The 24,538-nt window shown below is 48.5% G+C and carries 24 protein-coding genes and 1 riboswitch; of the genes, 21 read left to right on the top strand and 3 right to left on the bottom strand.

Annotated features, from left to right (window positions below; all coding sequences use genetic code 11):
- A riboswitch (cyclic di-AMP (ydaO/yuaA leader) is annotated at positions 1-156 on the bottom strand.
- A 274-nt stretch (positions 157-430) separates the two neighbouring features.
- The 5 genes from NSQ24_RS14115 (at position 431) to NSQ24_RS14095 (ending at position 5,398) form a co-directional block, all read left to right on the top strand.
- Positions 431-904: a RidA family protein gene (locus NSQ24_RS14115; protein ID WP_122959046.1), complete on the top strand. Its 474-nt coding sequence runs from the start codon at positions 431-433 to the stop codon at positions 902-904.
- 4 nt (positions 905-908) lie between these two features.
- Complete coding sequence (gene ilvA, locus NSQ24_RS14110) at positions 909-1,886, top strand: threonine ammonia-lyase (protein ID WP_243014187.1); 978 nt, start codon at positions 909-911, stop codon at positions 1,884-1,886.
- Between the two features lie 16 nt (positions 1,887-1,902).
- A complete protein-coding gene (locus NSQ24_RS14105) occupies positions 1,903-3,090 on the top strand; it encodes an amidohydrolase family protein (protein ID WP_122959047.1) in 1,188 nt (395 codons plus the stop codon).
- Between the two features lie 83 nt (positions 3,091-3,173).
- Positions 3,174-3,827: a PAS domain-containing protein gene (locus NSQ24_RS14100; RefSeq protein ID WP_003390453.1), complete on the top strand. Its 654-nt coding sequence runs from the start codon at positions 3,174-3,176 to the stop codon at positions 3,825-3,827.
- Positions 3,828-3,850: 23 nt separating this feature from the next.
- On the top strand, positions 3,851-5,398 hold the full coding sequence (locus NSQ24_RS14095; protein WP_339166044.1) for an AbgT family transporter: 1,548 nt from the start codon (positions 3,851-3,853) through the stop codon (positions 5,396-5,398).
- Between the two features lie 91 nt (positions 5,399-5,489).
- Here the strand turns inward: NSQ24_RS14095 and NSQ24_RS14090 are convergent, their stop codons facing one another.
- Positions 5,490-5,855: a rhodanese-like domain-containing protein gene (locus NSQ24_RS14090; protein WP_339166042.1), complete on the bottom strand. Its 366-nt coding sequence runs from the start codon at positions 5,853-5,855 to the stop codon at positions 5,490-5,492.
- 369 nt (positions 5,856-6,224) lie between these two features.
- Here NSQ24_RS14090 and NSQ24_RS14085 point away from each other — a divergent pair, with 369 nt between their 5' ends.
- The 9 genes from NSQ24_RS14085 to NSQ24_RS14045 all read left to right on the top strand — a co-directional run bounded on the left by NSQ24_RS14085 (position 6,225) and on the right by NSQ24_RS14045 (position 15,778).
- A complete protein-coding gene (locus tag NSQ24_RS14085; RefSeq protein ID WP_039070331.1) occupies positions 6,225-7,040 on the top strand; it encodes an inositol monophosphatase family protein in 816 nt (271 codons plus the stop codon).
- A 357-nt stretch (positions 7,041-7,397) separates the two neighbouring features.
- Entirely contained in the window at positions 7,398-7,601 is a 204-nt protein-coding gene (locus NSQ24_RS14080; RefSeq protein WP_003390449.1) for a cold-shock protein, read from the top strand.
- Positions 7,602-7,826: 225 nt separating this feature from the next.
- Complete coding sequence (locus tag NSQ24_RS14075) at positions 7,827-8,747, top strand: aminoglycoside phosphotransferase family protein (protein WP_339166041.1); 921 nt, start codon at positions 7,827-7,829, stop codon at positions 8,745-8,747.
- A 207-nt stretch (positions 8,748-8,954) separates the two neighbouring features.
- On the top strand, positions 8,955-9,647 hold the full coding sequence (locus NSQ24_RS14070) for a Na-translocating system protein MpsC family protein (protein ID WP_122959048.1): 693 nt from the start codon (positions 8,955-8,957) through the stop codon (positions 9,645-9,647).
- Positions 9,648-10,258: 611 nt separating this feature from the next.
- Complete coding sequence (gene ltrA / locus NSQ24_RS14065; RefSeq protein ID WP_024985477.1) at positions 10,259-11,557, top strand: group II intron reverse transcriptase/maturase; 1,299 nt, start codon at positions 10,259-10,261, stop codon at positions 11,555-11,557.
- Between the two features lie 163 nt (positions 11,558-11,720).
- The gene (locus tag NSQ24_RS14060; protein WP_122959087.1) at positions 11,721-12,413 is read left to right on the top strand and encodes a Na-translocating system protein MpsC family protein; all 693 of its coding nucleotides are present in this window, start codon (positions 11,721-11,723) and stop codon (positions 12,411-12,413) included.
- Between the two features lie 16 nt (positions 12,414-12,429).
- Positions 12,430-13,644, top strand: a complete 1,215-nt coding sequence (locus tag NSQ24_RS14055; protein ID WP_003390444.1) for a PAS domain S-box protein — start codon at positions 12,430-12,432, stop codon at positions 13,642-13,644.
- Positions 13,645-14,189: 545 nt separating this feature from the next.
- Positions 14,190-14,654: a DinB family protein gene (locus tag NSQ24_RS14050; RefSeq protein WP_024983608.1), complete on the top strand. Its 465-nt coding sequence runs from the start codon at positions 14,190-14,192 to the stop codon at positions 14,652-14,654.
- Between the two features lie 221 nt (positions 14,655-14,875).
- Positions 14,876-15,778: a putative RNA methyltransferase gene (locus NSQ24_RS14045; RefSeq protein WP_170208423.1), complete on the top strand. Its 903-nt coding sequence runs from the start codon at positions 14,876-14,878 to the stop codon at positions 15,776-15,778.
- 176 nt (positions 15,779-15,954) lie between these two features.
- Here NSQ24_RS14045 and NSQ24_RS14040 read toward each other — a convergent pair whose 3' ends face one another.
- Entirely contained in the window at positions 15,955-16,725 is a 771-nt protein-coding gene (locus tag NSQ24_RS14040; protein ID WP_024983606.1) for a hypothetical protein, read from the bottom strand.
- Positions 16,726-17,370: 645 nt separating this feature from the next.
- Between NSQ24_RS14040 and NSQ24_RS14035 the strand changes: the two genes are divergently transcribed.
- The 7 genes from NSQ24_RS14035 (at position 17,371) to NSQ24_RS14005 (ending at position 23,214) form a co-directional block, all read left to right on the top strand.
- Positions 17,371-17,613 (top strand): hypothetical protein, encoded by a 243-nt coding sequence (locus NSQ24_RS14035; protein WP_339166039.1) that lies wholly within the window; start codon positions 17,371-17,373, stop codon positions 17,611-17,613.
- A 268-nt stretch (positions 17,614-17,881) separates the two neighbouring features.
- Positions 17,882-18,316: an SRPBCC domain-containing protein gene (locus tag NSQ24_RS14030; RefSeq protein WP_003390438.1), complete on the top strand. Its 435-nt coding sequence runs from the start codon at positions 17,882-17,884 to the stop codon at positions 18,314-18,316.
- On the top strand, positions 18,316-18,648 hold the full coding sequence (locus tag NSQ24_RS14025) for a metalloregulator ArsR/SmtB family transcription factor (protein ID WP_003390437.1): 333 nt from the start codon (positions 18,316-18,318) through the stop codon (positions 18,646-18,648). Before NSQ24_RS14030 ends, NSQ24_RS14025 begins: the two co-directional genes overlap by 1 nt.
- Before the next feature lie 243 nt (positions 18,649-18,891).
- Complete coding sequence (locus tag NSQ24_RS14020) at positions 18,892-20,106, top strand: MFS transporter (RefSeq protein ID WP_003390436.1); 1,215 nt, start codon at positions 18,892-18,894, stop codon at positions 20,104-20,106.
- A 471-nt stretch (positions 20,107-20,577) separates the two neighbouring features.
- Entirely contained in the window at positions 20,578-21,549 is a 972-nt protein-coding gene (locus tag NSQ24_RS14015) for an AraC family transcriptional regulator (RefSeq protein ID WP_003390435.1), read from the top strand.
- Entirely contained in the window at positions 21,546-21,689 is a 144-nt protein-coding gene (locus NSQ24_RS14010) for a hypothetical protein (RefSeq protein ID WP_155808006.1), read from the top strand. The genes NSQ24_RS14015 and NSQ24_RS14010 overlap by 4 nt, the downstream gene beginning before the upstream one ends.
- A gap of 1,087 nt (positions 21,690-22,776) precedes the next feature.
- A complete protein-coding gene (locus tag NSQ24_RS14005; RefSeq protein ID WP_003390432.1) occupies positions 22,777-23,214 on the top strand; it encodes an SRPBCC family protein in 438 nt (145 codons plus the stop codon).
- 177 nt (positions 23,215-23,391) lie between these two features.
- Here the strand turns inward: NSQ24_RS14005 and NSQ24_RS14000 are convergent, their stop codons facing one another.
- On the bottom strand, positions 23,392-24,312 hold the full coding sequence (locus tag NSQ24_RS14000) for a DUF4261 domain-containing protein (RefSeq protein WP_339166038.1): 921 nt from the start codon (positions 24,310-24,312) through the stop codon (positions 23,392-23,394).
- Positions 24,313-24,538 lie beyond the last annotated feature (226 nt).

Raw genomic sequence — 24,538 nt, 5'->3', positions numbered from 1 at the left:
TCGTCTCCTTTTCTTCGCCTACGAGGTTAGTTGTCGGGTTCGGGCTGAGGATACAACCCTTCACAAGCGTGATTCACCCCAATGCAGAGTGGCTAACTCTACAAAAAGAAGTCCCCCGCACTTCCACTTCTTTGGAAGTTTCGGCTTGTTTGTTTGGCTTAACTAGGATAACAAATAGACTTGAGAGAATGGAACCTGTAAATAATGGCAGACCTTGTTGACGCTTGTTCAGAAAAGGAAATACCGCCGTGTATTTGTGGCATGATTTCCATGACAGGCGGCTGGAGGATTCAGCGGACGGGTGCATGTTGTTGATTTTTTCTAAAAAATTTGTCGATATCAAAAAAATTGTATCATTTTATTCCGGGATCGTGATAGAATGAGAATATCGAGTGTTGATTAGAATTTTCAGAAAAGCGTGGTGGTACTTTTGTCATTTGTGGAAAAGAGACTTGAAGAGCTGGGGGTAAGTCTGCCCCCGAACCAACCGCCTTTGGCAACCTACGTATCCTGCGTGCGTTCGGGCTGCCTGGTTTTTACCTCAGGAGCCGGCTGCTTTGTCGATGGGAAACCGCTCTATACGGGCAGGCTGGGCAGGGAGCTTACTGTAGAACAAGGATATGAGGCGGCACAGATTACTGTCCTCAACCTGCTCAGCATGATCAAAGCGGAGATTGGCAATCTTGATAAGATTGAGCGGATTGTGAAAGTACTCGGACTGGTGAGCAGCGCAGACGATTTTTACGACCAGCCCCAGGTTATGAACGGGGCTTCCGATCTGCTGGTGAACGTTTTTGGCGACAGGGGGAAGCATGCCCGCTCTGCCTTGGGCACATCCGTTCTGCCCATGAATCTGCCTGTGGAGATTGAAATGGTCGTAGAAATCAGGGAAGAGGAGAGATAAACGCATGTTCGTTACATTGGAGCAAATCAGGCAAGCCAGGGCCAATCTCGCGGGTGTCATCTTGCCGACACCTATGCAGTATTCGCGCACTTTCAGCGAATGGTCAGGCAATACCATCTACGTAAAATGCGAGAATCTGCAAAAGACAGGGGCGTTCAAAATCCGCGGCGCGTACAACAAGATCGTGAGCCTGACAGACGAGGAAAAAAGACGGGGTGTCGTGGCCTTTTCTGCAGGCAATCACGGCGCAGGCACTGCCTACGCTGCCCAGATCCAAGGGATTGCAGCTACAGTGGTCATGCCGACCAATCCTGTACCGAGCAAGCAAAATGCGATCCTTCATTACGGCGCCAAAGTAGTAGATGGAGGGAGCACCTCCATTACCATGTATGAAAAAGCGCTGGAGCTTCACCAAAGCGAAGGTCTTGTCTTGATCCATCCGTTTGAAGACATGCATATTATCGCAGGGCAAGGCACGATCGGCCTGGAGATTTTGGAAGAGCTTCCCGACGTTGACGTGGTCATCGTTCCGGTCAGCGGGGGAGGGTTGATATCGGGCGTGGCGGCTGCTTTGAAGGAGACAAAGCCGGCCGTGCGCGTGATCGGCGTGAATAGCGAGGGGGCCATGGCGATGTATGAATCGCTTCGGCACGGCTGTCCGTTTGAAGTGGAAAAGGTGGATACGATCGCGGATGGATTGATGGCCAAAAAGCCGGGAAAGATCACGTATGCACACACGACAAGATACGTCGACGAGATGGTATTGGTCTCCGAGGAAGAGATTGCAAGGACGGTGGTGAGCCTTGCGGAACGGGCCAAGATGGTAGTAGAGCCGTCCGGTGCGGCCGCTTTGGCAGCAATGATTCACCATCGGACTGCACTCAAGGGAAAAAAGGTAGTCGTGCTGGCTTCAGGCGGCAATGTAAACATGAAGCTGCTCGCTGAGCTGGTCGAAAAGTACACGCAACAAATCCCAGTATAAACAGGGTGGTGCTGACGTGAGGCGAAAAATATACAATGTAAGAATAATCGACGTTGTACATTTGCGGCAGATTGAAAGAGGAACGGTTGTCTTTGACGAATCCGGAATATTGCATGTCTCTGAGGCAGGCAATGCGGAAGTGGCAGACTGGGAGTTCGACGGAACGGGAATGACGCTTTTGCCCGGCTTGATCGACTGCCATGTGCATTTGGGCATGGACGCTTCACCTGATCCCTTCAGGCAAATCAGACTGGATTCCGCAGCGGACACGGCGTTTCGGGCTCATCAGCAAGGAAAACAGTTTCTCGAGGCTGGCATCACGACAGTACGGAATGTGGGTACACGATACAATGTAGATATTTCCTATCGAAATGCGGTTGAGCGAGGCTTTGTCGAGGGGCCGCGCGTCTACGCATCCGGCCAGCCCATCGTCATGACTGGCGGGCACTGCCATCCAATGGCGATTGAGGCTGATGGGGTTGACGAGGTGAGAAAGGCCGCCCGAAGCCAACTGAAAGCGGGAGCAGATCTCTTGAAGCTGATGGCCACGGGCGGTGTCCTAACAAAAGGAACAGAGCCGGGCTCCACGCAGCTTTCAGAGGCAGAGCTGCGCTGCGCTTGCGAGGAAGCTTCTCATGCCGGAAAAACAACTGCAGCTCATGCGATTGGTTTGGAAGGAATCAAAAACGCCATTCGTGCAGGCGTTACGACGGTCGAACACGGAACGGTGCTCGATGACGAGGCCGTCCAATTGATGATCGAAAACGGAACGTTTCTGGTTCCGACCCTGATTGCTGCGACGCTGATCCTGCGCCAGCCGTCTGAGAGCGGAGTGCCTGAGGAGTTTGTCCGCAAGGCAGAGCCGTTTGTCCAGATCCATCGGGAAAGCTTCCGCAAAGCGCTTCGGCACGGAGTGAAGATTGCTGCAGGCACAGACGCCGGTACCCCTTTTAACATCCCAGGGTATTTGGCGGATGAATTGCAGCTCATGCACGAGGAAGGAATGCCAGCGATTGAGACGATTCGGGCCGCGACGCTGCAGGCAGCTGCATGCATGAAGCTGGAGGACAGAACGGGTTCCATTGAGGCAGGAAAATGGGCAGACCTGCTGCTTGTGGAGGGAAATCCGGTGGAAAACCTGCTTTCTCTCAAGCGAGTAAGGCAGGTGTATAAAGGGGGTAAGCTTTGCGTACACCACCGGTAAACAAGCAGGCCTCGTTGACGATTTGCCCAGGAGACGCAGCCGCATTCTCCCACATAAACACGCTAGGAAATGAGGTTTCACACATGAGTTCATTGCATCCCATTTTGGCCAGTTATATTCCTGTAGTTGAGGGCCTGGCTCGAACGATTGGCGACCACTGTGAAGTCGCCCTGCACGACATGACCAACCCCGAGGCTTCGATCATTGCCATTCACAACAGCCATGTAAGCGGCAGAAGCCCGGGAAGCCCGGTGACCAATCTCGGTCTGAAGCTGCTCCGTCAGGGCGAGCAAGGGCATGACTTCATTCTCAACTACAAGCACGAAGGGATTAAAGACAAAATCATCAAATCCAGCACGATTTTTATCAGGGACGAGCATCAAGCCATTATCGGTTGTATCTGTATCAATCTGGACGTGACCAGCCTTGTGATGGCCGAGTCTATTCTCAAAGGAATGGCTTCTTTTCAGCAGGAGCCAAGTGAAGAAAAAACGGAAGAACGCTTTGCTCCCACTATCTCCGAGTTGATGGACCAAATCATTGAGGAATGCATCCGCAAAATCGGCAAACCCGTCCCCTTTATGCAGAAGGAGGAGAAAATTGCCTTTATCGGTCTGCTCGATGAAATGGGGCTGTTTTTGATCAAAGGCGCTGTGCAGCACGTAGCCGACCTGCTGGATGTTTCCAAGTACACGATCTACAACTACGTGGAGAAAACGGGTAAGCAGCCTTCGTAAATTGAAAGGGAAGGGCGGGGAATATGATGGCGGCACCTGTTACGCAACAGACGAATGCAAGTAAAAAAGGATTCTTTTTGAAATTCCTTGACCGTGTGGAAGTGCTTGGCAATAAATTGCCGGATGTAGTCACACTGTTTCTCGTCATAATCGCCGCCATTTTGATCCTTTCCGCTATCGCTGCCGCACTCGGATGGTCGACGGTGAATCCCACCAATCATGAGCGGATCGCCGCAGTCAACCTGCTTAGCAAAGAGGGGATCGTCCGCATTCTGATCGAGATGGTCAACAACTTCACCTCATTCCCGCCGCTCGGCTTGGTTCTGTCGGTCATGCTTGGCGTCGGATTGGCAGAATCAACCGGCTTGATCGGCGCAGCGATGAGAAGGACTGTACTGGCCTCCCCGCGTTCGTTGATTTTGCCGATTATCGTCCTTGTCAGCATGTTGGGACACGCCGCCGGAGACGCGGCCTTCATCGTTATGCCACCGATCGCTGCGATGATTTTCACCATGCTCGGCCGGCATCCGATCGCAGGGCTTGCTGCCGCATACGCTGCTGTAGCCGGCGGCTTCAGTGCCAATCTGGTTGTTTCCGTATTGGATGTGACGTTGGCAAGCTTTACGCAGACAGGGGCTCAAATGATCGATGCGAGCTATATGTCCAGCCCTGCGATGAACTTCTATTTTATGGTGGCTTCCACTTTGATGCTCGTTCCTTTGACCGTATGGATCACTGTCAGGATTGTGGAGCCAAGGCTGGGAAGCTATACACCACAAGCTCAACAAAATGCTGTGGAAGGACAGGTGACACCGGAGGAAAAACGAGGATTGCGCTGGGCCGGTATTGCTTTGTTCGTCTGCGTGGTCATCCTGTCAGCCGTCACCATACCGAGCGGTTCGCTGCTTCGCGACCCTGATACCGACTCGCTGATTGTCTCTCCATTTATGAAGTCGCTCGTTCCCATTTTGCTCTTTTTGTTCGGGATTCCCGCTGTCGCCTACGGTATTGGAGCCGGTGTGATTCGCTCGGACAGAGATGTGGCCGAACATTTGGGAAAGACGATGTCCGGAATGGGCTATTACATCGTTCTGGCATTTGTCGCCTCGCAAATGATCGCGTATTTCAACTGGAGCAATCTCGGTCCGATTATTGCGATCGAGGGAGCTGCTTTTCTGCAAAACATCGGCTTGACAGGCCTTCCGCTGCTGATCCTGTTTATTCTGTTCGTCGCTCTTATCAATCTCCTCATTGCAAGCGCGACAGCGAAATGGGCAATTCTCGCGCCGGTCTTTGTCCCCATGTTTCTGCTGCTGGGGTACAGTCCCGCTTTCACCCAGGCTGCCTACCGCATCGGTGATTCGATCACCAATCCGATCACACCTATGCTGCCGTATTTTGCGATCTTGCTTACTTTTGCCAACAAATATCAGAAAAATCTGCAAATGGGAACCTTGATCTCAATCCTTCTGCCGTATTCGTTATTCTTCGGGATTTTTTGGCTGCTCCTGTTTGCGCTATGGTACCTGTTAGGCATGCCGCTTGGTCCGGGCCACTTTATCAAGGGATAAGAGTTTGGGAGGAAAGGTCCTCTCTGAGCAAGATGCCTCCGAACCAAACAGATTGGCAGCCGCCGTCAAGAAAAACAACCAGCGAGACAGTCTAGTCCGCTGGTTGCTTTGGTTCGTTTCCGCCATTCTCGTGATATTGTTTCCAGGCAGTCAGCCCGCCTTCGAGCGAGGTGGCATCGTAGCCTTTTTCGCGCAAGAGCTCAGCCGCTTTTCGCGCCTTGTTTCCGCTCGTACAGATCGTGATGATCTGTCTATCCGTTGGCAGTTCTTTCATTCTTTCCTGAATGTCTTCGTCCTGTTCGACCATCTTCAGATACGGGAGGTTCTCCGTCGGCACGCCGTAATCGTTCAAGCTTTCTGCACGATATTTGTCTTCATCACGCACATCGAGCAAGTATAGCCTCTCTTTGTTTGCAAGGCGGACAAGCAAGTCGCGGACCAGGATTTTTTGTTCCATGCATCAATCTCCTGTTCTTTGTTTGAAGTCTTTTGGCAAATCCTTCAGGCCATTCCATTTTACCATGCGGACGGCTTTATTTGTGACTTAACCCATAATGGGGGTGCATGAACATATCGTGTCTATTAGGTTGGAAGCAAAAATTCGTTTGTTTACAGTGGAAAGGGTTTAGATAGAACATGACTATATAGCTCACTGGCACAGAAGCGGAATGATCCAAAAGAAATCATGAATGTTTCGGGAATGATCTGCCGTAGGTATGAAAGGGAAACGGAAAAACAGGGGAATCCTGAAGTTGCTGCTGACGTGCCTCCATCCTACAATCGCCAAAGGCATTGAAGACTGTTTTCCAGACAGGAGGAAACAAGCGTGAGCTATGTAGAGCTTGCCAAGCAAGTGGCGAAAGAAGCGGGTACGATGATCAAAAACAGGCGCGAATCCCGATTTACGATAGAAGAAAAAGGCAATGCCTTCGATGTGGTCACAGAGCTTGACAAAGCATCAGAAAGCCTCATTCGCAAACGGATTTTGGAAGCGTACCCTGACCATGCATTTTTAGGGGAAGAAGAGTCCTTTGCAAACCACCATACTTTTGTAAAATCGCTAGCAAAGGCAGACGAGACTCCTTTTCTTTGGATCGTCGACCCGATTGACGGAACCAGCAACTATGTGCAAAGAATTCCGGGCTTCACCGTTTCCATCGCCCTGGCCAGCAAAGGAGAAGTGATTGTCGGCGTCGTTTACGACCCGAGCCAGGATGAATTGTTCTGGGCGGAAAAAGGAAAGGGAGCGTTTGTCAACGGGAAAGAGCTGAAGGTCGCCGGCACCGAGGATGTAGCCAGAAGCGTGATTGCGACGGGCTTTCCCTCAACACCGCTGATGCGTGAAGCGGTGTTGAAGGGGATAGGAGAGCTGGGACCGCGCTGCCAAACAATGAGGGTGCTGGGGTCCGCCGCTCTCCATCTCGCTTATGTCGCAGCGGGGCGCTTGACCGCTTTCTGGGAATATGGATTGAATGCTTGGGATGTGGCGGCAGGAACACTGCTGATCACGGAGGCAGGGGGACAGGTAACCGACATGGCAGGAAATTCCTACAAGGTCAGCACGCCTCATGTTGTAGGAAGCAATGGCCAGATTCACCGAGAGCTGTTGACGCATTTGCATCCGATAAGGTTGGATGTGTAGCAGAACAGATTGATCAAAGAGATGAGACCAGAGTTTGTTTCAAAGGAGAGCCGGAATCCTTGCGATTTGCTTTTTCATTCCAATTCAGTTACTATGAAGAGACTTGAATGAGCCTCTTTTGAATTTCTGATTCACACTGGCGCGGTCTACGGAGCCGCAAGGATGGAAGAGAGGTAGGGCTTTCGTCGTTTTGGATGTTTGAACAATAGACGAAACCTTTTTGGACCAAATATAGTAATGAAGGCTGTAATTCACCTTTTGGATAATTATTTCTTCATTGCTTTGTGTGCGTGTGATTTTCATGTACATGAAGGAGCTTGGATTGGCATATACTACTGTTGGAGGTTGGTTACAACAATGCAAACGATTGGAACAGTAAAATGGTTTAATGCAGAAAAAGGTTTCGGGTTTATTCAAGTAGAAGGCGGGGAAGACGTTTTCGTACATTACAGTGCGATCCAGGGAGAGGGCTTCAAATCCCTGGATGAAGGCCAGCGTGTCCAGTTCACTATTACCCAAGGGAATCGCGGACCTCAAGCTGAAAATGTAGTGAAAATATAAAAGCCCCACCCAAAAAAGCAACTGTCTTTGAGGCAGTTGCTTTTTTGCGTCTTTTTTCGTTCTTTGGTTCCTCTGCATCCAGGGCAAGAACTGTAGCTGTTTAGTCGGATGTGATGACGATGGTGAGAGGAATCTGAAAATAATTCCGAAAAAACGGAACAATTGGATACACGTTATGGTAAAATTCTCTTCCACAATGTTTGAAGAGGGGGTACTGGCACTGAGATGAACGATATTCTGCAAGCCTTTCGGGAGAACATTCCCGCACTCGCTCATGCGAGTGACATCCGCCGAATTGCCGAAGGGTTTTCACCTGATCAAAAATACGTGGTCAGCTATGACGACGGAACCAAATTGCTGTTGAGAACGGCCGACTTGAAGCAGTACGAGCGAAAATACGCGGAATACGGGATCATGGAAGCGATCCAAATGTACGGAGCGAAAAGCCCCCAGCCTATAGACATCGGCAGGCTTGAGCAATCAGAGTTGTGCTACTACTTGCTCAGCTATATCGACGGAGAAGATGCAAGAGGTGCCATTCCCGATTGCACACCGGAGAAGCAATACCGGATCGGCTGGGACGCCGGGCAGGACCTTGCCAAATTGCATCAGCATCCCGCCCCCCATTCGATTTCCTCTTGGTATGAACGAGCGACGAGAAAGCACCATAACTATGTGGAGGCGTATAAGACCTGTGGAGTGAAAATGGAAAACGACGCCCGGATAATCCGCTTTATTGATGAACACCAGAAGCTCCTGAAAGCCCGGCCCAACAAGTTTCAACACGACGATTTTCATGTTGGCAACATGATTGTCCATGAAAAGCGGTATGCCGGAGTAATTGACTTCAACCGTTTCGATTGGGGCGATCCGATTCACGACTTCTATAAATTGGCACTCTTTAGCAAGGAATGCAGCATTCCCTTTTCGGTCGGACAAATAGAGGGGTATTTTTATGTAAGGGGAATACCGGCTGACTTTTGGACACTGTATGCAGTCTATGCCGCCATGTCAATCTTTTCCGCGATAGTCTGGACGGTCCGCGTAACCCCCGAAAAAGTAGACGAAATGGTCGAACGACTGCATAGCCTGTGCGAGGATCATCGCTATTTCGAGACCTGCAAGCCTGATTGGTTTAAGGAATAATCTCGTCTTGGCTGGATTTGGTTTGGGGTTCGGCATTGAAAAAATGTTTAGGTCCATGTTTCAACTCTCCCAAAAAGAGGTAAAGCTTACTATAGGATAAAAAGGACGTATAAGTTTCACGGTTTATGCCGAAAATTTACCTTGTCTATGTTATAGTAAAATGGGGGAAAGGAAAGAACGCCTTTTCCTTACAAGAGGATTGATCATGTGGAGACTAACGTACAAAGAGACCTGAGCAGTTATATCGGACGGGTTCTACGCGATCACTTTGGAAAAGGCCCCGAATCTGTCTTTGTCACCTTGGGACATACCTTTATTACCTGCTATTTGCGGAATTTCCTCTCGCCAATGGAGCGCGTCCTGCTCGAACAGGATCAGATCGTCACCATTCTGCAGACGAGAGATTTGCTCATGAAAAATTTGCTTCCGGAGATCACGGCGTACTTGAAAATAGCCACGGGCGTGGAGATTCGGGAAGTTTATTACGATTGGGGCTTACATAACAGGTCGGGTATCATTGTCGCGCTTACTTCGGAGCCGCTGCCGCACGCAGGCGAAATTGCGGAAGCGTTTACGGGTAAGGAGCAGTTGCATGAGGAAATCGAAAAGATAAGCATTCAAGTGGAAAAAATCCCGGAAGAGATGTTCTCATACAAACTGAATACGAGGACCATCCTCGTAGTCCGCAACGGTATTTTGGTGGCCATTGAAAAAGAGTTCATCCGGCTCGGCTTTTCGGAATCGCTGCGGATCGCCAAAAGGCAATTGGAAAAAGGTATGCTTCACAATGATCTCCATTTTGAGTCGATACTTGGGACCAAGGTTGTCGATTTATTTGTAGACTGGGATTTCGGAAGAGATAAAAGTGTCATCGTATTTATCGTCAATCCAACCTCATAATTCGGTGGAAATGAACTAGACATGACAAATGAGCTAGACATGAGCCGGAATGGCAGCTGCCCAGGCTGACTGTTCCGGCTCTTTTTTTAATTGAAGCGTGCCCAGCAAGCCGTTAATTGCTAGTTGGTGAAAGTCCAACCGAGGCAGGAGCCAAGTCACCTCGTAGCTGACAGGCAACTGGTGGAGAAATCCTAAGGTTGAAGCCCTGTGACAAAGTAACTCGAAAGAGTGCGAGCAAATCAGCAGGCCGTAACATAAAGTGAATCCTGCAGCCTCGTTAAGAAAGACCACCGAGAGGTGGACAAAGGGAAGCCGAGCTTGTTTCATATGGGCGAAGGCCAAGGACGGTGTGGAGAACTTGGAATACAGCACCTATGAATCCCTCGGGGTATGGGGAGCGGTATGTTGAGAAAGTAGTTAACGGAACTGGGGAGACCCTACTCTGCACGCCCCGTCAGGAGCGTAAAACGGAAACCTATAACCGTAAGGGAAGTGGTGGATGGCAGAGAGGGAGTCGGAGGGGTTCATAGTACCGATGAACATAAGGACAACACAACCTTATGGAGGGAAGGAGCCCTGCTTTGTTCACGGGTCGAAGGAGGTAAGAGTGAGTGAATGCAAGTAAACTTGCTAACTACACCGATGTAAAAGCTCGACAACTTTGGACAACCCTATATCTTTGTGCCAAGGCAAACTCAAAACGGCGATTTCATGCCTTGTATGACAAAATCTACCGCCCGGATATTCTAGCGACAGCTTGGAGGAGAGTAAAAGCAAATAAAGGGAGCGGAGGAATCGACGGACAATCCATCGCACAGATTGTGGAGGAGTATGGGGAGAGCCGTTTTCTTAACGAGATCTATCTAGATTTAAAAGAAAAGCGGTATCGTCCACATCCGGTTCGTCGAACTTACATCCCTAAACCGGATGGCAAGAAACGTCCACTCGGCATCCCGACGATCAAGGATCGGGTGGTCCAAATGGCTACTAAGCTAGTCATTGAACCGATCTTTGAAGCTGATTTTCGGGACTGTTCTTATGGCTTTCGGCCAGGAAGAAATGCTCACCAGGCAATTGCACAGATACGCAAAGCAAGCAAGAGGTGTTATTGGGTCGTAGATGTTGACATTAAAGGGTATTTCGACAACATCAACCATGAGAAGTTGATGAAACTGGTCGAAATGAGAATCAGCGACAGACGTGTTCTGAAACTTATCCGACAATGGCTGCAGGCTGGGGTCATGGAAAATGATCAATTCCATGAAACAGAACTGGGAACTCCGCAAGGAGGGGTAATCTCGCCTCTTCTTTCAAACATCTATCTAAACTACATGGACACCATTTGGGAAAATCAATTCTCCCATCTTGGCACACTTATCCGCTATGCGGATGACTTCGTTATCATGTGCAGAACCAAACAAGAAGCATTGGAAAGCATTCAAGTGCTGATGGCTATTCTAAACAAGCTGGAGCTTAGTCTCAGTAAAGAGAAATCTAGACTCGTTAATATTTGGGACAATTCCACTGGGTTTGACTTTCTTGGGCTGCACCATCGCAAATTCCCCGTGTTCAACAAAGGGGGGAGCAAGGTATTTGCTATGTCTCATGTACCAGCTAAGAAAGCAATGAAGGAAATGAGACGTAAAATTAAGGAATACACTGCACCAAGGAACAAACTGTTTCTGTCTCTAGAAGAGCTAGTGAAAGGGCTAAATCGCAAGCTAAGGGGGTTCAAGAACTACTACTTCATCTCGCCCATCGCCAAACGATGGGCAAGACGGATAGACTGGTATGTGATTGAACGCCTTACAATCTTCTGCAACAAGAAAAGAAGCAAGCGGAATAAACATGCCGGAAAGCTGAAGGTCATACAAAACACGCAGGGTAGTTTATTGAAATTAGCCGGATAAAGTAAGCCGAATGCCAAAGAAAGAAGAACATCGGAAAGCCGTATGAGGGAAAACCTCACGTACGGTTTGATGAGGGGGAGCTGAAATGAGCAAGGCGACCATACGGTCGCCCGAAAGTTTCAGTTCTCTACTCTACAACTACCCTTTTAAAAGGAATGAAACGATGGAAAGCGTAGTTCAGCAAACAGAGATCAGCAGCTATATTGGGAAAATCCTTCGGGACAACTTTGGGAAGGGACCGGAATCCATTTTTGTATCGATCGGACATACTTTTATTACCGTCTATATCAAAAACTTCTTGTCTCCTATCGAACAGGTGTTGTTGGAACAAGGCCAGGAAACCACAGTTAACAGTATCAGAGACTCACTCATGCAAAAGCTGTTGCCGGAAATCAAAACGTACATAAATAAAATAACAGAAAGAGAGATTACCGAGTTTTATTACGACTGGAATTTCCATCGAAAGTCGGGGCTTTTTTTGGGGATTGCTTCCACGCCTTTTTCATACAATCCTTCCTTTTCAGAGCTTTATGAAGGAAAGGAAGCTTTGCATCGCGAGATATACCTGCACCATGAGCAAGTGCAGAGAAAACCGGAGAACCTCGTTTCCTACCAATTGCATGCGAGATTGATTCTGCTTATACAGCAGGGTGTATTTGTCCAGATCGAAAAAGAATTGATCCGGCTTGGACACGAAGGCATTGTCCTTTTGGCGAAGAAAAATGTGGAGAAGCAGTTTCTAGGCAAAAACAGCCATATTGAAAGTGTTCTGAACAGAAGGGTCATCGAATTGTTCGTTGCATCCAATGCAAGGATGGACAAGAGTATTATCGTGTTTATGCTGAGTGCTCCGTAAAGCGAAAGAGAGGAAGATGCAGCGGCTGGCCATCATGAAAACTCCGGGCAAATCAGAGGAAGGTTCTCGCAAATTGCTTGTCACAATCGAGATTTGGAAGGAGCGATATTCGTTGAAGTTTGGTGCTGATGTGGAGAACAAATCACTGTTTTTACAGACATTTACATATTCTTCGATTGGAATGGCTTTGGTCTCCTTGGATGGGCAATGGATGAAAGTAAATCAATCCTTCTGCGACCTGATCGGCTATACAGAGGAAGAGCTCTTGTCCCGAACCTTCCAGGATATTACCCATCCCGACGATCTCGCGGCAGACCTTGATTACATGCAACAGCTGCTGGAAGGGAAGATCGAATCCTATCAGATGAGAAAGCGCTACGTTTTGAAACAGGGTCGCGTGGTTTGGGTGCTGCTGAACGTCTCCATGGTCCGGGACGACTGCGGGCGCCCGCTCTATTTTCTCACACAAGTGCAGGATATTACCGCTTTGAAAAGATCGGAGGGTCTTTTGCTTGAAAACGAGCGAAAATTGACCGAGGAGCTTTTGCGAAATTCGGAAAAGCTGACGATAGCCGGCCAGCTAGCGGCGGGCATTGCACATGAAATCCGCAATCCATTGACATCGCTGAAAGGATTTTTACAGCTCATCAAAAAGGGACCAGACTATAAAACAGAGTATCTGGACATTATGGAAGCGGAGCTGGACCGGATCGAAGTCATTGTCAACGAGCTTTTGCTGCTGGCCAAGCCAACAGATCGAAAGTTTGAGGAGAAAGATGTTAAATCAATGCTGCAAAACGTCATTACATTATTGGAAACGCAGGCTCTTATCCATAATGTACAGATACTGACCGCGTTTACCCCCGGCGTCACCATTTACTGCGATGAAAATCAGATGAAGCAAGTGTTCATCAATCTGATGAAAAATGCGATTGAAGCAATGCCGGGCGGCGGGAAGCTCCTGATCCAGGTCAAGAAAAAACAGGAGCTTGCCGTTATCCGCTTTATCGACCAAGGGTGCGGGATTCCTAAAGAAAAGCTGAAGCAAATCGGTTCTCCGTTTTATTCCACCAAAGAGGACGGAAACGGACTCGGCCTGATGGTCAGCTATAACATTATCGAAAACCACCACGGGAAAATCCATATTGAAAGCGAGATCGGGGTAGGATCGACGTTCACCGTCAGTCTTCCTATCTATACGCCGTCGCGGCTCCATCCTGCGTTCCATTAAACTCGACTCTGTTTGCCTTTTCGGCGCTTCTTGAAACTCCCGCCCTTTTTTGCCTATAGCACAGAGCTATTTAACGTAGAGGCTGCCCTTCCCTAGAAATATCTACGGATAGGTCGGCCTCTTTCTTATGATGCCAATCATTGAAATGTATGGCTGAATCAAATCAACGAAAAGGACAGCAGTTCAACCTTCAAGTCGATCGGCATGGGATGGATTTAGACAACACCAATTTTCCAGTAACTCGCTGCAACTGTTCTGTAATGAGAAATCATCCTAGAAGGAATGTCTATCATGTAGCGGTTATTGATAATGTTTGTTACATAAAGCATAATATAGCAATAGTTGTTCGAGATGGAGAGAGATTTCAGAATTGTACGACAAACAATATACACCCTCAATTTCAAAGAGTGTTGAGTCAAATGGAAAAAGTACGAGCTTCTCGGCATTGACCAAGAAAGATGGCAAAGTGAACGCCCAAAACGATTTCTTCCGTTTACGGGGGCAAATTCGAATCCAATCTTTTGGCGGAAAAGGAGCTGGAAAACATGCAAGCATTGTTCCACTATAATTGGATGGTCAGAGATGAATGGCTGGAGCTGTTGAAGCAACTGCCCCGCGAAGAATTGCTGCGCAGCCGTGTGGGCGGAGCCGGCAGCATTCTGTACACGCTGTTTCACATCGTGGATGTGGAGTATAGCTGGATCATCTTCGGGATCCAAGGCAAACCGGACACTGAGCCGAATTTTGGCGACTACCAGTCACTTGATCGGGTGAAAGATTTTTCCGATTCATGCCGCAGTGAAATCGCATCCTTTCTGGAATCGTGGTCTGGTGAAAATGAACGAGAGAAAGTGACCGTTTCCTGGTCCGAAACAGCGTACACACAAGGAGAAATAGTAAGGCATGTGATCGCGCACGAGATCCACCATATGGGACAGCTGTCCATCTGGGCGAGAGAGCTTGGTCTGCAGCCGGTATCCGCCAATTTTATCGGCAGAGGATTATTGTAAAAGCACTCTGTTTTCCATAACCTTTTTTCCCATAACGAAAAGTGCTATACTTAATGTCGCAAGGGAAATATCCCCTTCGCCAGATTTGTTACGGGAGAGGTTACCAACATGATCATCCAATTCATTCGTTTACGGTAATGTAAGGTACAGATTATGTAATCTCAGTCAAAATGGCTGGGTTTATTTATCTGTGCCTTTTTCATTCACCGAAATACGAATGAATGGGGTGCTTTTTTGTGTCCAATAACAGCAAGAAGATCAAGTCTGCGGGTCTTATTTCAGCGAATAATGGCTTGTTTCGTTGTCCGCTTTGTTCAGGGGCCATGGAGTTGATTCTTGAGAAAAGCCTGCAATGTACGAATCATCATACCTTTGACCTTTCCAGACAGGGGTACGTGAATGTTCTGTCCCACGGCCTCAAAACGAAATACGATAAACAAATGTTCGAATCGAGAAGGAGTCTTTACAAGAGCGGAGTGTTTCAGCCGCTGGTCGATCAGATTGGCGGCAGGATCATCCGTGAGCACGAGTCGACACGCGAGCCGCTGAGGATATTGGATGCAGGATGTGGAGAAGGCGCGCATTTATTTGCTATCCGAGAAAAGATCGTGCAAAGCTCGCCTCACGAGTTGTTGGCAGTGGGGGCTGATATTGCCAAGGAGGGGATCTATCTCGCCTCCAGAGACTATCCGGATATGATCTGGTGTGTCGCCGATATTGCCAATTGCCCATTTGCCAGCCAGCAATTTCATTTCATTCTGGCGATCTTGTCGCCTTCGAATTACGCAGAGTGCCAACGTATGCTCAAAGACGATGGAATGGTGATCAAGGTAATCCCGGAAAGCGGATATCTCCAGGAGCTGCGGGCAATTTTCTATGAGCAAAGCGACAAGCAGTTGTACGCAAACGACAATACGGTCGCGAGATTTACAGAAGCGTTTGAGCTTGTAGAAAGTGAGCGGCTGAAATATAGTTGGAAGCTTGAAAAAGCGCTGGTCGAACCGTTGATTCGGATGACACCGTTATCGTGGGGATGCACGGAAGAGGACTTGCAGAAGGCAAAAGATATGGATATTTCCGAGATCACGATTGATCTGCGGATATTGTATGGGAAGAAAAAATAGTTTTGATCCCGCGGACCGCGGATTGACGCCTGAAAAGGTTGGTTCATGCGACCCGTGTGCGGGAAGTGACCTTGTTGCCATTCGTATATCCAAACATTACAAGCATTCCCGACAGTACTGTCTTTGTCGGTAAGCAATACGCTTGGCAAGGTGCCAATACACGTAAAGACGCTTTTTCAAGCGTCTTTTTTTCGTTCTTGTTTTTTCAGCTGTTCATTTTGCTTGTTCCAAAAATCTGGCGGCACATATTCAATGAGCGAATAATCTATTTCGTCCCCGCTTGTGGTCGCCAACTGGACGAGCAGTGGCTCCGCTTTGTTTGCAGGCTCTAGATCCCCCGTTTTGATGGTGATCGCGACTGCTCCCGTCCTTTTCGGTTTTCCTACCACAACGACTTGATTTCCTTTTGTATAAACTTGGGTCACTTCTGTTTGAAAGGCAACGATGTACAAGTCCAGTGATTTTTCATTCTGAAACATGGGGATGGAAAGACCCATATTGTGCTCAAAATCGTACCAGCTGGAAAGTCCGATATCGTATGCGGTAAACAACCGATGGAGGGCATAGTGGATTCGGTTCGGCATATAACTCCAGCGCCCGACAGTGCTGTGCCAATGTTCCTCGTATGCAGGGCGCTGATAGGAGGGAAGGCTTACGATCGTTCGATAAGGGAGTTTTTTTCCTGTTTGCACGATCTCATTGATGGGCAGAACGACTGACGGAAAAGCTCCTTCAGGCAAAAAGGGAGGGTCTTGGAGTTTTACCGGTTCGGGTGGCTCCAGCCGTCTTAGGCGCTCTTTGCATGCATTCGCTCGTTGAGCTTCTTCGAGCTTTTTGTCAAACATCTTGATGTACCCTTCGCCGGATTCATTGGCGCTGGATGCAGTGGCAAAAGATATGCTTGCCAGGGACAGGCAAAACAGAAGACAAGTACATCTGCTTTTCATCGACATTGGCTCACCTCAAGCATAGTTTTGCCAATGAAGGAGAGAACACGGACATGTATTTTTTCAGCAAGCTTGTATGTTCCGTTATCTTACCAATGTCATAGCGTGTCTGGTGTCGCTTGCTACGGAATACAAATCGGTTAGTTTATTTTGTTTGCCATTGTTTATAAATTCCTTTACTCATTTCATCCCGATCTTCTCGGCAACATGAGCAGAAGCGGTATGGACGGTCGCCATATTTGTGCAAAGTCTTGGCAACTGGGGGTCATTGAATGCAAACGCTTTGCAGGCGGCAACCCCTTCTGTGAAACGCATGGTGACGGAGTCGGATAGGATTCTATGCAGGGGCGGAATGGCAGATAGTTCATACAGTTGTTAAACCAGTCTGTTTGTTTCAATCATGCGGACCACCTTTTTTCGTTTTCAGGTGTATTTTTTTGGGGGAGAAAAATGGTAACATATTTTGGATATATTTCACAGAAAACCAATACTATCCATGTTATTGCCTGGTTGTAAAAGCACAGTCTGCTAAAGCCTGGAAAAAGATTTCAACCTGGGAGAAAGCAAAGTCCAAGTAATGGAACTTGCTTTTGCGGAAGTGGTCAATGTCTTGAGGCGGACGGTCAGAGAGGGAGGAGAGACGTTTTGGATTTGTTAATCTTCTTGGGATTGTGTGTGGTTGTACTCTATATCGCCTATTTGCTCATTAAAACAGCCGTAAGAAATGGAATTGATGAGTCAACGAAAGTAGCTAAACTTGAGAAGCTTTTAGCCGAAGTTCGAAATGAGTTTCGGAAGAAAGAAACCGAACAGAAGCAAGAACAAGAGCAGAAGCAAGAACAAGAGCAGGAGCAAATGAATCAGCGGTTAAAACAATACGGCTCATAAACGCGCAGGCGACCGAAGCGGGGAGAATTTCTCACTGCTACTGGAAAATAAAAGGGAGGATACATAAACAAGATCAAAGGTCCACAAACTTACATACAAGAGTGCTGCCATATAAAAAACGACGGAACCGTTGGAATTGGACGATAGTTGGGATAAATCCCGGCCATTTTCACGATAGGGCATTGTTGACACGAAACCAAAAGGTTTTATATAATCAAAAGCGAAACCAATTGGTTTCATAAACCGGCAGAACAAAGGAGAACACATAATGGACTCGAATCAAAAAAACACCGTACCGGATATCAACAAGACGGTTGTGCTTAATGCCCCGATTCAAAAAGTATGGAATACAGTATCCACTGCAGAAGGCATTGCAGCCTGGTTTATGCCCAATGACTTTCAGCCAGTCGTGGGGCACGAGTTCCACCTGCAATCACCTTTTGGTCCCTCGCCGTGCAAAGTCCTGGAAATCGACGAGCCTCACCGCCTTTCTTTTTCATGGGATAAAGATGGTTGGGTCGTTTCTTTTACGTTAAAAGAGTTGGGCAACAAGACGGAATTTACCCTGGTTCACAGCGGATGGAAGCAGCCGGACGCAACTGTGCCGAAGGCCAACGAGGAAGCGGCAGTCATTCGCGACCGCATGAACAACGGATGGGAGTCCATTGTTCATGACAGATTGCGCCAAGCGGTTGAGGGTTAATGTCAGCCGTACAAAAACATGACGTATTTCAGGCGATTGCTGACCCGACTCGCAGAGAGATCTTAAAATTGCTTTCAGAAAAAGAACTGCCTATTTCTGAAATCACCTCCCACTTTCCGATGAGTCGAACAGCAGTTGCGAAACACCTGCAAATACTCTCGGAGGCCGAATTGGTTTGCGGACGCAAGGTAGGGAGGGAAAAGCGTTTCCGCCTTCATCCCGGACCGTTAAGCGAATTGAAAGAGTGGCTCTCTTATTACGAACAGTTTTGGACGAACAAATTGTCGATCCTTACACATGTGGTCGAGTCTCAGCCGGAGAGCGGAGACTGAATGGACGCCAGCGTAGCGCTGGTGTCTTTTTTTCGCTGGATGTTCGAAAACGTGAATCGGCCATGCCTTTCAGAGAATGGTTTTGTCAATTGACGGTCCAAGGCGGTTACCGGCAAAAATTAAAAAAATCCGTTTTACCGCATAAATGAATCCTTATCGAGGTAGCAGCTGTTCTGTTTTTCTCTTACCATCGAAACAAACATGCTGAGTAGAGGCTGTTTGCGGAAGGAGAAGGATGTTCAAATGTTGCGAATTCGATTCGGCATTTTCTTTAGCGTTTTTGTCGCGATGGTCGGCTTGATGATCATCGCCCCCGTCATGCCTCCGTTGATACGCGAGCTGGGGTTGAGCGAGACTCACTCAGGCTTGATCATTTCGCTGGGATCTATCGCGATGGCGGCAATGGCTCCGGTATGGGGAAACTGGAGCGATGTAAAAGGCAGAAAGCCCGTTATATTAATCGGCTTTCTCGGGATGCTGGCAAGCTATGTACTGTTCACAGCGACGATGTATGTCGGTCTGGCCGGGCTCGTCAGCGGCGGTTTTTTGGTTGTGATGCTGATCGTGGCACGAGGTCTGGTCGGGATGTTTATTCCTGCTGTTCCGTCGTCGGCGCAAGCGTATATGGCTGATATCACGGATGAAAAAGGCCGTTCGGCGGGAATGGCTGTAATCGGGGCAGCTAATGGAATGGGACTGGTACTTGGTCCGGCGATTGCCGGTGCTTTTGCACTCATCGATCTGATCTGGCCGCTCTATATCGGTTCGCTGTTGCCTTTGGTGGCATTTGGCGTAGTCCTGCTGATGATCCCGGCTCAAAAACCAGTGATTCGGGAAAAGCCGAAGAAGGTGAAACCGTTTCAAAAAGGCGTCCGCCTGTATTTGTTTGCCGGATTGGCTACGATGCTCAGCATTATCACCTTGCAAGTCGTCGGCGGCTTTTATTTCCAGGATCAATTATCCCTGTCTACCCGGGAAACCGCACGAATGATCTCCATGGGACTGATGCTCAGCGGTGTTGCGATGATTGTTACGCAAGGCTTACAAATGAAAAACCCGAAATGGCAGCCCAAGCCGCTGATCCTGGCTGGCTCGCTGCTTCTGGTGAGCAGCATGGCGCTTTTTTTGTTCGTCATCAGCATGGCAGGTTATTACGCAGCGTTTTTCCTGTTCGGGATTGGGGCCGGGCTGATGATGCCGGGATTTATGACGGGAGCATCGCTTGCAGTTTCCCACGAGCAGCAGGGGGGAGTAGCAGGGCTTGTGGGAGCAGTTCAGGGTATATCTGCTGTGATCGCCCCTATTCTCAGCACGAGCCTTTACCAGCTAGACAAACATCTGCCTTTCGTCTTTGTGGCCCTATTCGTCATCATTATGGCTGTTACGCTGCTTGCTGTCCGAACGCAGACAGGGGCGGCAATCGAGACTACTGCTGCCCATCAGGACGTAAGCAAATAGCATCGAGTCTTTTTGCTTTGCGGTTTGAGCGGACATCCTGACAGCAAAAATCGATACTCAGCCACCATGTTTCCTTTTGGTGGCTTTTTTGTGTTCGGTGAATACCCAATAATTGGTAATAGGTCCTCTAGGATTGAACCAAAAATACAGGAGAAACACTTTGTATCGATGTTTTGCCAGTACCCGAATGATTGCACCCGATTGATAGATTCCCATCTTCAAATCTTCTAACGGCGCAAAGGCATAAGTTTGGCGAAGATAATGGTTGGATTCTTGCCATAAATATTTGGAAGGTACGATACACTGCAAAGGTCGCTGCAGCCGCTTTTTACAATCTTTGTTGACAATGATTTTCATTATTATTTAAACTGTGAATAATAAGTTTGCTTGTTTCCCGTGGAAACTTCTTCTCCTCCAAGGGGGAACCGCTCGTATGGTCATTTTATCAAACAGGGGAGGGAGGGAGCTGGTTTGAAGCTTCAACTGGATACCCATGACTTGGGGTGCATGATCGAGGAGCTAAGCGATGTCACCGTCTCTCCTCAGCCTGAACAGCACTTTCAATCCATTCCGATATTGGGAGGGGCTGCTCAATTGCAGCGGATTTTGCTCCGAACAGGCATGGAGATCAATTTGTATGAGGGAAGCATTCACGAGCCTGTGACGTTGGACGTCGGGGTCCGTTATCCTCACCTGGAAATCGGTTATACGCTTTCAGGTCAAGGTTTCTGGGAAACGGCTGGCTCATCCCGGGGGTATTGTTTGGCACCTGGCGTTTCCCATCTCATCTATATTCAAGATTCGAAGCTGCGTTTCGAACTGCTTCCCGTGGAGAGGTACGTGCATCTGGAACTTCGGGTCGACGTTCGGTATTTCCGGGAACTGCTGCCCGAACTTTCCCGGATATCGGAGAAACCATCCTTTTGCAGGCAAACCGCCGGCTCGCCCCATCTTTCGCTTATCGCCGAGCAAATCAAACAGTGCCCTTATTCCGGCAAGCTCCAAAGGATGTTCCTCGAAGGAAAAGCGTATGAGCTCCTGGTCCATCATTTGGATGCGGCGGAAAAAGTGGAAAAACGGGTTCGTGCGGAATCCAAGCTGAATGCAGGTGATATCCAGTGCCTTCATTATGCGAGAGAGATTTTGACACGCACGTGGAGAGAGCCTCCCGGTTTGCTTGAGCTGGCCAGACTCGTCGGCCTTAACGACTACAAGCTCAAGCTCGGCTTTAAGCAATTGTTCGGCACAACGGTCTTCGGCTATGTCCGAGGCCTGCGAATGAGTGAAGCCCGTAAATTGCTGGAGCAAGGAAAGGCCAATGTCAGCGAGGCAGCTGTGATGGTCGGTTATCACAATATAAGCCATTTTGCTTCCCTGTTCCGCAAAACGTTCGGTTATAACCCAAGCGAAATCGCAAGAGCAAAGGAGTCGGGCCAAGGATGAAACACAACGTCACGATAGGGGAGGCAGAGATCTCCTCGGAGGAAAAGCTGGAGGTGTTCGTTGAGTCTGCATACGACGCTGGCGGGGAAGTGCTGCCTTCCGCTTTTCTGGCAAGCATCGTGTATGAAACAAAGAGCTAGTATTTCCGAAAAACAGTGAACGCTCAAAAAGATTGTTTCTTCGAACAAGAAAACGGGAATGCGGTGCTCCCCTCACTGAAGAAATGATCCGCACACTGAATCCGGAGAGAAATGTGAAAGAGGCAATGGAGGAAATACGTAACTGTGCTATTGACTGATGAAGGCCAAGTACGTGCCAACACGCCAAGACGGGCAATATCGCTCGGTATAAGTGCACAAGAGTGTTCTATAAGGGCCGCTGCGTATGTCAAGATATCAAAGGCTCGGTAGGCCACGCTCCCGATTCGGGCCTGGTTTCAATATAAAGGGCAATCTGCTTCAGAAGCTCCTGTTTTTTGGTCTCATCGATATGTGTGAGGATAGAGTGAACTACTTCGCCTTCCTGTACCTGAAATTTGCGAATCCGGGGGCAGGTGAGCGATGGGAGCCATTTGCGGTCGGCGAAAGGAATTCCGGTGCGATATCTGTCACGCTGACTCTGCCATTGCTATATTCCAAGAAGGCGTAATTATGAATCCCAACCTGTGGGGGAGTGCGTTTCACGATGTCTTCAGGTACGATAGAGATCAAACTGAGAGATGTGGTGATGCAAGCATGAGAATCAAACAAATCGAATGGGAACCTGCTGACCGGATTCCTTATGTAACGGCAATGCCGGGGAACCAGGGTATTTGCTTGCGCTGAACCGGATTTTACGGAAAAAGCCCGATGTGCTGTTGCTTCACCAGGGGCCCGAAGGAGTGAACTCCGGCCAGTTGGGACATGCCGGTATACGGACGGTATTGGAGGCTGGAGAGAGCACGCTGGTGTTCTGCGGGCATGTGCACTGGGAACAGCCTTATGCTGAGCTGCCGAATGGGACGCAAATATGCAACGCGGATGGCAAAGCGTTTATATTCTCAAGGTAGAACTCATCAACTACTATCGCTGCATATGTCAGAAACGCGGCTTTACGATCCGGATCTATGAACGGGTTTTTAGGATAAACATGTACATAATAGTAGTGCACGCATAGGTGAACAGACATTCTCTGTCGATTTTTCGCTAGGAAGGTCCACTTAACCAGAAAAGAGAGCTGATGCGAGGTATGAACAACCTGACAAAATTCAAGATAGAAAAACCGGCTAAAGAAGTGTTTGAGGCATTCGTAGACCCTTTGAAAATCGGGAATTTCTGGTTTTCGTCAAGCTCTGAAAGATGGGAACAAGGCAAGACGATCACACTGAAATACGATCTTTATGATGCAACAGCGGAGATTCACGTAACCGAAGTGGAGGTCGATAAAAAAATCGTGTTCAAATGGGGGCCCCCCGAAGAGGAACACGTGGTTGCCATTACCCTGACAGAGTTGGATCATTCCAGTACGATTATTGAAGTAAACGAAGAAGGCTTTAATGAGAATGATGAAGAGCTGATAAGCAAATTGGTGGACAACAAAGAAGGGTGGGTATTTATGCTGACCTGTCTGAAAGGGTATTTGGAGTTTGGTGTTCGCAATTTGAGAGGAGGATTAGTAAAGGAATAGAAAATGAGTCGGCGACAGGCGGAGTGAAACCCCATGGATTGCGGGTTTCACTCCATTTTTCTGGAGCCATTGCTGCCCTGTTTTCAAACCACCAGTTTCCGGCAAGCTTCCGCCTCTGCCAAAACGCTTGTCATGCCGCTTTCACAGGACAATCCTTATGTCCTCAATCAGCCGTGATTAACGATCTGCTTCGGTGTACCCCTGCCTTCCAGCATAATAAGGTTCTCCCGGATCGATATCGATAACGACGCGATGTGGGGCCGCGAGCGCATATTGGTGCTCGCAGCGCCAACGCATATCTTCGCTGAAACCGACAGTTTCCCCGTCAGCGATCACGTCTCCCTGGTGAAACAAATAATAGCCAATATTCATTAAATGATCGGCAACCTCAGAAGGGTCGAGATCATAAAAATGGCACTGAACATCGGGAATGCCAAGTGCAGCGAGACCGATCGAGTCCATCAGGCCTTCCGCCCGACCGCTTCCCGTCCCTTGCACGTTATAAAAGCGTATATTCATAGCTCCATATAAGATGGCACCTTCTTCGATGGCAGCCAAATAAGCCTGGGGCTCTACAAGCTTGTCACTCGCCCGAAAGTAGATCGCATCGCAAGGAGCTGCTTCCAGTACCGCTCGAAGGGCGTCGGTGAAAAGCTGCAATCTTGCTTGAGGCTCCAGCCCGGATGCCATCATATCGACCAAAAGGAGTGAATAGTTGCATTCGTTTAGCGTTTGAGCTGCTTCTTGCCAATGCCAGGACTGCTGAATCGCGGTCTCGTATTCTGCCGCAGGCCGGCTCTCGAAATTCAGTAAGCTGGTCTGAGCGGGCATTTCTCCTTCCGCGTACTGTACCATGTAGTTTAAATGGAAGAAGTGCATCAGCAGCTCCTTATCGGCTTCGTTGGCTTCCCAAACAGCAAGGGCAGGGTCATCTGTTTTTTCCCGGTCCGGCTGTTCGATTTTGCCCGTGTAGAGATTCATTTTTTCATAGAGGAGCGCCCGATCCAGTTTTGGCTGCTGCCTGTATTTCAGTTCAACCCCATAAACCCGTGCAAACCCAAAGTCTTTCTCCTGATCCAGAATATCCTTCTTTTCCATTTTTTCCTCCTTGGCCGAAGCGTTGATTGTAACCCGGTTCCGCGTTGTTTTTTTTGCCCTCAGCTTGCATACAGGGAGTATGTACGGTCGAAGCGTCCTTTCAGCAAATCCTGCTCCGGATAAAAAATGAGAGCTCGCTCGCCGTAATAGTCCTATTATATAAGGTGCTTCCATCTGCTTCCATCATATTTTTCACCTGAAACCGGATGCACACCAAACATAGACT

Origin of the sequence: Brevibacillus sp. FSL L8-0520 (genome assembly GCF_037963895.1) — a bacterium.
In the GTDB taxonomy this organism is placed as follows: domain Bacteria; phylum Bacillota; class Bacilli; order Brevibacillales; family Brevibacillaceae; genus Brevibacillus; species Brevibacillus borstelensis.
This window is presented reverse-complemented; position numbering and strand designations above follow the sequence as displayed.

Excerpts from the sequence above, each read along its gene's own strand:
- ilvA (WP_243014187.1), top strand. The coding sequence starts at position 909 with ATGTTCGTTACATTGGAGCAAATCAGGCAAGCCAGGGCCAATCTCGCG.
- NSQ24_RS14100 (WP_003390453.1), top strand. The coding sequence starts at position 3,174 with ATGAGTTCATTGCATCCCATTTTGGCCAGTTATATTCCTGTAGTTGAG.
- NSQ24_RS14095 (WP_339166044.1), top strand. The coding sequence starts at position 3,851 with ATGATGGCGGCACCTGTTACGCAACAGACGAATGCAAGTAAAAAAGGA.
- NSQ24_RS14090 (WP_339166042.1), bottom strand. The coding sequence starts at position 5,855 with ATGGAACAAAAAATCCTGGTCCGCGACTTGCTTGTCCGCCTTGCAAAC.
- NSQ24_RS14080 (WP_003390449.1), top strand. The coding sequence starts at position 7,398 with ATGCAAACGATTGGAACAGTAAAATGGTTTAATGCAGAAAAAGGTTTC.
- NSQ24_RS14075 (WP_339166041.1), top strand. The coding sequence starts at position 7,827 with ATGAACGATATTCTGCAAGCCTTTCGGGAGAACATTCCCGCACTCGCT.
- NSQ24_RS14060 (WP_122959087.1), top strand. The coding sequence starts at position 11,721 with ATGGAAAGCGTAGTTCAGCAAACAGAGATCAGCAGCTATATTGGGAAA.
- NSQ24_RS14055 (WP_003390444.1), top strand. The coding sequence starts at position 12,430 with ATGCAGCGGCTGGCCATCATGAAAACTCCGGGCAAATCAGAGGAAGGT.
- NSQ24_RS14050 (WP_024983608.1), top strand. The coding sequence starts at position 14,190 with ATGCAAGCATTGTTCCACTATAATTGGATGGTCAGAGATGAATGGCTG.
- NSQ24_RS14045 (WP_170208423.1), top strand. The coding sequence starts at position 14,876 with ATGGGGTGCTTTTTTGTGTCCAATAACAGCAAGAAGATCAAGTCTGCG.
- NSQ24_RS14040 (WP_024983606.1), bottom strand. The coding sequence starts at position 16,725 with ATGAAAAGCAGATGTACTTGTCTTCTGTTTTGCCTGTCCCTGGCAAGC.
- NSQ24_RS14030 (WP_003390438.1), top strand. The coding sequence starts at position 17,882 with ATGGACTCGAATCAAAAAAACACCGTACCGGATATCAACAAGACGGTT.
- NSQ24_RS14025 (WP_003390437.1), top strand. The coding sequence starts at position 18,316 with ATGTCAGCCGTACAAAAACATGACGTATTTCAGGCGATTGCTGACCCG.
- NSQ24_RS14020 (WP_003390436.1), top strand. The coding sequence starts at position 18,892 with ATGTTGCGAATTCGATTCGGCATTTTCTTTAGCGTTTTTGTCGCGATG.
- NSQ24_RS14010 (WP_155808006.1), top strand. The coding sequence starts at position 21,546 with ATGAAACACAACGTCACGATAGGGGAGGCAGAGATCTCCTCGGAGGAA.
- NSQ24_RS14005 (WP_003390432.1), top strand. The coding sequence starts at position 22,777 with ATGAACAACCTGACAAAATTCAAGATAGAAAAACCGGCTAAAGAAGTG.
- NSQ24_RS14000 (WP_339166038.1), bottom strand. The coding sequence starts at position 24,312 with ATGGAAAAGAAGGATATTCTGGATCAGGAGAAAGACTTTGGGTTTGCA.